Raw genomic sequence first — 6,763 nt, forward strand, 5'->3', positions numbered from 1 at the left:
GAAGCCAGTCTAGAGAGAACCCTCACGTTCTTCACATCTATTTTACTAGTAAAATAAAATGTAGACTTGGAGCATGACCAAACACTCCCGGTTGCGCCACGGTGGCACGGCCCTGGCACATTCCGTTTCAGGCGCCGCATGGCGTGGTTCCTTCACCATGCGGCCGGCCGATGCCATCTTCGCCCCGGCGGTGAAGGTGGGAATCGCTGCCGCCCTGGTCCTGGTGGCCTTCGGCTTGGCGGGTCAGGAGCAGCTGGCGGGCATCGCCTCGCTTGGCGCCTTGTGCAGCGCCTTTGGCCGCTACCAGCCCTACCGGCGGCTCGCACCCATGCTGGCCATCGTCGCGGTGGCCATGCTTGCGGCGGTGGGGATCGGCGGCCTGCTCGGCGCAGGCGGCGTCCCCGTGGAGGTGCAAATCCTGGTCCTTTCGACCATTGCGGCCTTGGCTTCCCACCTGTTCTCAGCCTTCCGGATCACAGGTCCGGGCGCCGTGATCCTGGTTTTCGCCGCATCCGCGGGCGCTGGCCATGCCCGCACCTTCGACGCCGTTGTGCCCGCACTCGCCGCCATGTCCATTGGCGCTGCGGCCGGCTGGTTGGTGGCCATGGCCCCCGTGCTCGTTGCGCCCATGGGACCGGCCCGCCTCGCCACGGCCCGGGTCATCGCCGCCGTTGCGCGGCTGGATTTGCCGGCTCCCGAGGGGACTGACGACGGCGGCGCCCGCCTGGGTGCCGCCCGCTCGGCCCTGCTTGGCGCCAGGGAATCCGTGGCCGTCAGCGCCCTTCCCCTGCAGCGCAGCAGCCGCCGCACCGCCCGCCTCCACGGCGATGCCGCCGGCCTGCAGTCACTGCTGGATGAGGCCGAGTCCGCCCTGGGGCTGGCCGAGGCACAAGACGGCAGGCTGCCGCAGGCCGTGGCGCAGCTGAAACAACATGAGTCGCGGCTGCGCAGCCTGCGCCGCCTGCCCGCGGCAGCGGCGCAGGGGCAGCCGACCGGCACCGCCGCACGGCGCCCCGCTCCCCCTCGTTTTTGGGCTGCCGCCCGCGCGGGGCTGTCGTCCCGGGACAGCATCAGCCAGGCCCTGCGCATGGCCGCGGCTTCGGCACTGTCTGGCTGGGCCGCCGTCGCACTTGGCCTTGAGCATCCGCTGTGGGCATCCATGGGCGCCGTGGCTGCGCTGCAGGGGCTCAATTACGGCCACACGGTGCAGCGTGGCATCCAGCGTTTGCTCGGAAATGTGGCCGGCGCCGTGCTGGCTGCCGCCCTGCTGTCGCTGTCGCTGGGGTTCTGGCCCTCGGTGGCCCTGGTGATTGCCTTCCAAGTCCTGGCGGAGCTGCTGGTGCTGAAGAACTACACACTGACCACCATCGCCGTGACACCCATGGCCCTGATCATGACGGGCCTGGGCGCACACCTGGGCCCCGAAGCCGCGTTCAGCCGCGTGGCCGACACCCTGGTGGGCGTGGTGATTGGTGTGCTGGTGGCGGCCGTCAGCATTTCACTGGCCGACCGCCACCACCTGCCGGCTTCCCGCTGAGCAACCCGGCCTCTCAGCGCTGCGGCGTGCCCTGTTTCCAGTAGCCCATGAAGGCGACACTTCCGCGATGGATCCCGCATTCGCGAACCAGGTGCCGCCGGAGCCCCGTCACCATGGACGATTCCCCGGCGATCCACGCGTAGAAGGGTGCGCCGTCCGCATCCGGCCCGTCGGCGGGCGCACCAAACAGGCGCCGGTACTGCGGGGTGTCCCACAGCAGCGTGCGCTCCGGGCCGACCTCCTCCAGCCCCGAGTCCCGCGCATCAGGGTCCGGCAATCCTGCCGTGGCCGGGATGGCCCGGCGCACGGCGCCGGTCAGCAGCTCGCCATGGCCGTGGCCGCTGCGCTGCAGCCACGTCACCGTTGCCGTTGCGCGGCTGGGCAGCTCCTCAACCATGGCCGCGTCGGGAACCTCTATGAACGCCTCGGCACGAATGCCGGCAGGCAGGTCTCGGAGGATGCCCGCGATGGCCGGCAGCGCTGTCTCGTCCCCGGCCAGCAGGACATGCCGGGCCCCGCCCGGCGCGAACTCGATCCCCTGGCAGTTGCCTGCCGCGGCACGGGGACCCACCACCAGGGCCGGGTCGCCGGTCCGCAGTTTCCCTGCCCAGCGGGCGGCAGGCCCCTGCGGACCGCCCGGGTGCAGCACGAAGTCCACGTCGATCTCCGGGGACGCCTGCCCAAGCCGGGCCTCCCGCACGGTGTAGCTGCGCAGTTCGCCGCGCCCGGCTTCGGGGAGGCGCAGCCAGCCCTGGCGCCAGGTCAGCGCCGCGCCTGCCCCGTCGTGGCCCTCAAATGCCTCGGGCTGCGGAAGCGGCCGCCCCGGGGAGGGGATGACGAGCTTGACCCGCATGTCCCACGTGGCGCCGTCGTCGGTGGCGAAGCCGTGCAGCCCGGCGCCGCCGAGCGTGACCCGGCGCAGGCGCGGACCAAGGTCCCGAATGGCCGTCACGTTCAGGGCGAACGGCCCGGCCGCCTGCGCGGACTGGCGCCCGGCGTCGAGGGTAGCTTGGACGCTCATGCCCTCGCACCGCCAAGGCCCGCCGCCTGGGCAACAGCGGCACGGCCGGCGCCCAGCGGCACCACGTGCGGGCGGCCCTCCACGGGTTCGCGGATCACCTCGGCCCGCAGGCCGAAGACATCCCAGAGCAGTTCAGCAGTGACGACGTCGGACGGCGGCCCTTCGGCGACGATTTTCCCGTCGCGCATCGCGATGATGACGTCGGAGTAGCGTGCGGCGAGTGAGATGTCGTGCAACACCATGACCACTGTGCGCCCCGTGTCCCGGTTCAGCCCCCGGACCAGTTCCAGCACATCCACCTGGTGGGCCAGGTCCAGGTACGTGGTTGGTTCATCCAGGAGCATCAGCTCCGTCTCCTGGGCCAGGATCATGGAGATCCAGGCCCGCTGCCGCTGCCCGCCGGAGAGGTCTTCCAGCGGCGTGGCTGCGAGTCCGGCAATGTCCGTGGCCTCGAGCGCGGCGGCAATGGCGCTTTCGTCGCTGCCGGAGAACTGCTGGTACCAGCGCTGCCGCGGATGGCGGCCGCGCGCCACGAGTTCGCCCACGGTGAGGCCGCTGGGCGCGTGGGGTGTCTGCGGGAGGATGCTCATGCGCTGGGCCACGGCCCGCGCCTGCATGGCCGCGACGTCGCTGCCTTCCAGCAGGACGTGCCCCTTTTGCGGGCGCAGGAGCCGTCCCAGTCCGCGCAGCAGGGTTGATTTTCCGCAGCCGTTGGGCCCGATGATCGAGGTGACGGTCCCCCGGGCGAAGGCCACATCGATGTTGGGCACCACCTCGCGCCCGTCGAATCCCAGGGTGAGGCCGTGGGCGGACAGATGGGCGGTGCCGGCCGCTGTTGTGGCGCCGTAAGTGTTGGTCATGAGGTTCTCCTCTGGCTGCGGAAGACAAGGGCAATGAGCACGGGGGCCCCGAGGACTGTGGTGAAGACGCCCACGGGGAGGGAATGTGGCAGCAGGAACCCGGCCACGAGGTCGCTGAGCACCACGAAGGCGGCGCCAAACAGTGCCGTGAGCCCCAGCGGCGGCACCACTGTCCGTGCGGCGAACCGGGCCGCCAGCGGGCACAGCAGCGCCACGAACGCAACGGGCCCGGCCAGCACGGTTCCGACGGCCGCCAGCAGGACGGCCAGCACCAGGAGCAGCGGCCGGCTCCGCCCCAGGGGCAGGCCCAGGCTGCGGGCGGTGTCGTCGTCGAACGCGCTGAGCAGCAGCCAGCGCCCGCAGGCCCCGGCCACCAGCAGCAGTGGCAGGGACGCCAGGAGTGCCGGCATGACGGTCCCCCAGTCCTTGCCGTTGAGGGAACCCATCATCCAGGTGAGTGCCTGGGAGGCATTGCTGACGTCGCCCATGGTGAGCAGCCACGTGGTGATGCTGGTGGCAAGGCCCGAGGCGCCCAGCCCCACCAGGACCAGGCGCATGCTGTCGAAGCTTTGCTGGGACCGGCGGTACGTAAGCATGAACACCGCGGCCCCGGTTCCCAGGGCACCCAGGGCCGCCGCGAGCGGCATTCCGACGGCGGCGGCAAGCCCGCTGGCGCCGCCGTGTCCGGCCCCGGCCAGGACCAGGACCGCGACGGCCCCGGTGGAGGCGCCGGCTGTCACGCCCAGCACCTCCGGGGTTGCCAGTGGATTGCGTGCCACGGTCTGGGTGAGGGCGCCGGCCACGGCCAGGCACGCCCCCGCGACCACACCGGCAATGGTGCGCGGCAGCCGGAATTCAAGCACTGTCAGCCGGACAGCACGCGGCACGGCGGGGTCGTTGAGGAAGACTGCCGCCACCTGCGAGAGCCCCACGGGGTGGCCTGCCAGCATGAGGTGGCCGGCAATGGCTGCAAGCAGGAGCAGCACGGCGGCCAGGGCCAGCCATGCGATGCGCGGGAGGAACACGAGCGACGCCGTCCGCACGCGGACCACGCGGGATCCCGGGGCCAGCAGGCCAGGCATGCCGCTCACAGGGACACCAGCCGGCGTCGGCGGGCCAGGTAGATGAAGAAGGGCGCACCCACCACGGCCAGGACAACGCCAACGGGAAGTTCGCCGGGGCGGGCGATGACCCTCCCCGCGGTGTCGGCCAGCAGCATGAGCGCGGCCCCAAACAAGGCACAGCCTGGTATCTGCCAGCGGTAGTCGGCCCCGACCAGGCCGCGCACGGCGTGCGGGACCAGCAGCCCGGCGAAGGCGAGCGGCCCGGCGAGCGTGACGGATGCCGCCGCCAGGACGGCCAGTGCGGCCAGCCCCACGATGCGCGCCCGGCCCACCGAGACCCCGAGTGACCGGGCTGTGTCCTCACCGAGCGCCAATGCGTTGAGCGGGCCGATGTTGGCCACGGCCAGCACCAGGCCCAGCACGATGAATGGCAGGAGCTGGGGCAGCAGCCCGCCGCGGACGGCAACCGATCCCAGCTGCCAGAACCGCAGGGTGTCCAGTGCCGCGTCGCTACTCAGGACGATCAACGAGACGATTCCACCGGCCAGGGCCGACACTGCCGCCCCGGCAAGCACCAAGGTCAGCGGCGTGGCGCCGTGGCGGCTTGCCGAGCCAACCGTGACCACCAGGGCGCAGGCAATGACGGCGCCAAGGAATGCGAATCCGGCCTGGGCGTAGGTGCCCGTCCCTGCAGCCCCGGGCAGCAGGGACCCGGCCACAATGGCCAGGGCCGCCCCCGGGTAAATGCCAAGCAGGCCGGGGTCGGCGATGGGGTTGCGGGTGTGGCCCTGGGCCAGACAGCCGGCCACCCCGACGCAGGCGCCGACGGCGAGTGCGTTGAGCGTGCGGGGCCAGCGAAGTTCACGTATGGCAATGTCGGCAACCGAGCCGTCCGGGGTGGCGATGGCGTGGAGAAGTTCCCCAAAACTTGTGGGGCGGCCGCCGAACGCCAGGCTCAGCGCCAGCGCTGCCGCCACCACAAGCACCCCCAGGAGCAGCCCGGCGGCGGGCCCCTTGACGGCCCGCGGGGCACGCACTGCAGAGATATTTACAGACACAAGATCCTCAGATGAAGCAATTACGGCAGACGAATTATGCGTATTTCAGATACGCCCGGTACAGTCTACGGCAGTGAGGCAAGGCTTGCCTCACTCATAAAGCTCCGGACGCCCACTGCGTCCGACGTCCCTCGAAGGTTCTTTCATGAAACATCTCCGATTCACCCGCTCGGCCGTTGCCGTTGCCGCCGCCGCCAGCCTCCTTGCACTCACGGCCTGTGGCGGGACAACACAAGCCAACGTTGCCGCGCCGTCCGCCTCGAGCGCCGTTGACAGCCAGTTCCCCAAGACCATCGAGCACGCGTTTGGTTCCACCGAGCTGGAGTCGGCGCCGAAGCGCATTGTGACCCTGGACCCGAGCTACACCGACGCCGCCTTGGCGCTCGGCGCCGACCTGGCCGGCTATGTCATCTACCGCAAGGGCGATGCTGCCTTCCCGTCCTACCTGGGGGATGTCAGCGCGCAAACCAAGGATGCGGCCAATGTTGGTTCCCTGGCCGAGCCGAGCCTGGACAAGATCCTGGAAGCCCAGCCGGACCTGATTGTTTCGGCGAAGGTGCGCCACGAGGCCCTCTACCCGCAGCTGTCGAAGATCGCCCCGACCATCATGTCCGTCTCCACGGGACCCACCTGGAAGCAAAACATTGTGATGCTCGGCGACGCGATCGGCAAGAAGGACAAGGCCGATCAGATCATCAAGGAATACCAGGACCGCGCCAAGAAGGTCGGCGAGGAAATTCTTGCCAAGAACCCCAAGCTGACGTACTCCTACGTTCGTTTTTCGGGTGAAGACACCGCGCGCCTGTACTCCAGCTCGTCCTTCCTTGGCGAGATCATGGCCGACGCCGGCATCCCCCGCCCCGCCGGCCAGCCGGACTCCACGGAGAAGATCTTTGTGCCCCTTTCGCAGGAACAGCTCCCCGCTGCGGAGGCCGGTCTGATCATCACCTCCGCGTTCGGCCAGGACACGGCCGAGGGCGACAAGTCCCGGGCCCAGCAGGAGAAGTTCATGGCCAATCCGCTGTGGGGCACGCTCAAGGGCGAGGTCCTAAACGTGGAGGACACGGTCTTCGCCAGCTCGGTAAGCCTGCAGGGCGCCCACGGCGTCCTGACCAAGCTTGCCGAAAAGTACGGCGTGGACCCGCAGCTGCCCTAGGGCAGCTTGCCGGCCGCCGCCAGCCAAAAAACGCGCCCGTCCCCCGCTTGTGCGCCCGTTGAAACGG

Annotated in this window: 6 protein-coding genes; 2 read left to right on the plus strand and 4 right to left on the minus strand. The window is 70.0% G+C overall.

Annotation, left to right across the window (positions count from 1 at the left end; translation table 11 throughout):
* The first annotated feature begins 73 nt into the window (after positions 1 to 73).
* Positions 74 to 1,537, plus strand: coding sequence for an FUSC family protein (locus PCK14_RS04740; protein WP_269937325.1), 1,464 nt, complete (start codon positions 74 to 76; stop codon positions 1,535 to 1,537).
* Positions 1,538 to 1,550: 13 nt separating this feature from the next.
* Here the strand turns inward: PCK14_RS04740 and PCK14_RS04745 are convergent, their stop codons facing one another.
* Genes PCK14_RS04745 through PCK14_RS04760 form a run of 4 tightly spaced genes read right to left on the minus strand, consistent with a single transcriptional unit; the run spans position 1,551 to position 5,519 of the window.
* Positions 1,551 to 2,558, minus strand: a complete 1,008-nt coding sequence (locus PCK14_RS04745) for a siderophore-interacting protein (protein WP_269937326.1) — start codon at positions 2,556 to 2,558, stop codon at positions 1,551 to 1,553.
* Positions 2,555 to 3,418, minus strand: coding sequence for an ABC transporter ATP-binding protein (locus PCK14_RS04750; protein ID WP_269937327.1), 864 nt, complete (start codon positions 3,416 to 3,418; stop codon positions 2,555 to 2,557). Before PCK14_RS04750 ends, PCK14_RS04745 begins: the two co-directional genes overlap by 4 nt.
* Positions 3,415 to 4,500, minus strand: coding sequence for a FecCD family ABC transporter permease (locus tag PCK14_RS04755; protein WP_269937330.1), 1,086 nt, complete (start codon positions 4,498 to 4,500; stop codon positions 3,415 to 3,417). The genes PCK14_RS04750 and PCK14_RS04755 overlap by 4 nt, the downstream gene beginning before the upstream one ends.
* 5 nt (positions 4,501 to 4,505) lie before the next feature.
* Positions 4,506 to 5,519 carry a FecCD family ABC transporter permease gene (locus PCK14_RS04760; protein ID WP_269937328.1) on the minus strand — a complete coding sequence of 338 codons (1,014 nt, stop codon included), beginning with the start codon at positions 5,517 to 5,519 and terminating at the stop codon, positions 4,506 to 4,508.
* Positions 5,520 to 5,685: 166 nt separating this feature from the next.
* On the opposite strand from PCK14_RS04760, the gene PCK14_RS04765 reads away from it, so the two are divergent.
* On the plus strand, positions 5,686 to 6,696 hold the full coding sequence (locus PCK14_RS04765) for an ABC transporter substrate-binding protein (protein WP_269937329.1): 1,011 nt from the start codon (positions 5,686 to 5,688) through the stop codon (positions 6,694 to 6,696).
* Positions 6,697 to 6,763 lie beyond the last annotated feature (67 nt).

Source organism: Arthrobacter sp. HY1533 (assembly GCF_027568515.1).
Classification (GTDB): domain Bacteria; phylum Actinomycetota; class Actinomycetes; order Actinomycetales; family Micrococcaceae; genus Specibacter.

Coding starts and splice junctions, on each gene's coding strand:
- PCK14_RS04740 (WP_269937325.1), top strand. CDS start 74: ATGACCAAACACTCCCGGTTGCGCCACGGTGGCACGGCCCTGGCACAT.
- PCK14_RS04745 (WP_269937326.1), bottom strand. CDS start 2,558: ATGAGCGTCCAAGCTACCCTCGACGCCGGGCGCCAGTCCGCGCAGGCG.
- PCK14_RS04750 (WP_269937327.1), bottom strand. CDS start 3,418: ATGACCAACACTTACGGCGCCACAACAGCGGCCGGCACCGCCCATCTG.
- PCK14_RS04755 (WP_269937330.1), bottom strand. CDS start 4,500: ATGCCTGGCCTGCTGGCCCCGGGATCCCGCGTGGTCCGCGTGCGGACG.
- PCK14_RS04765 (WP_269937329.1), top strand. CDS start 5,686: ATGAAACATCTCCGATTCACCCGCTCGGCCGTTGCCGTTGCCGCCGCC.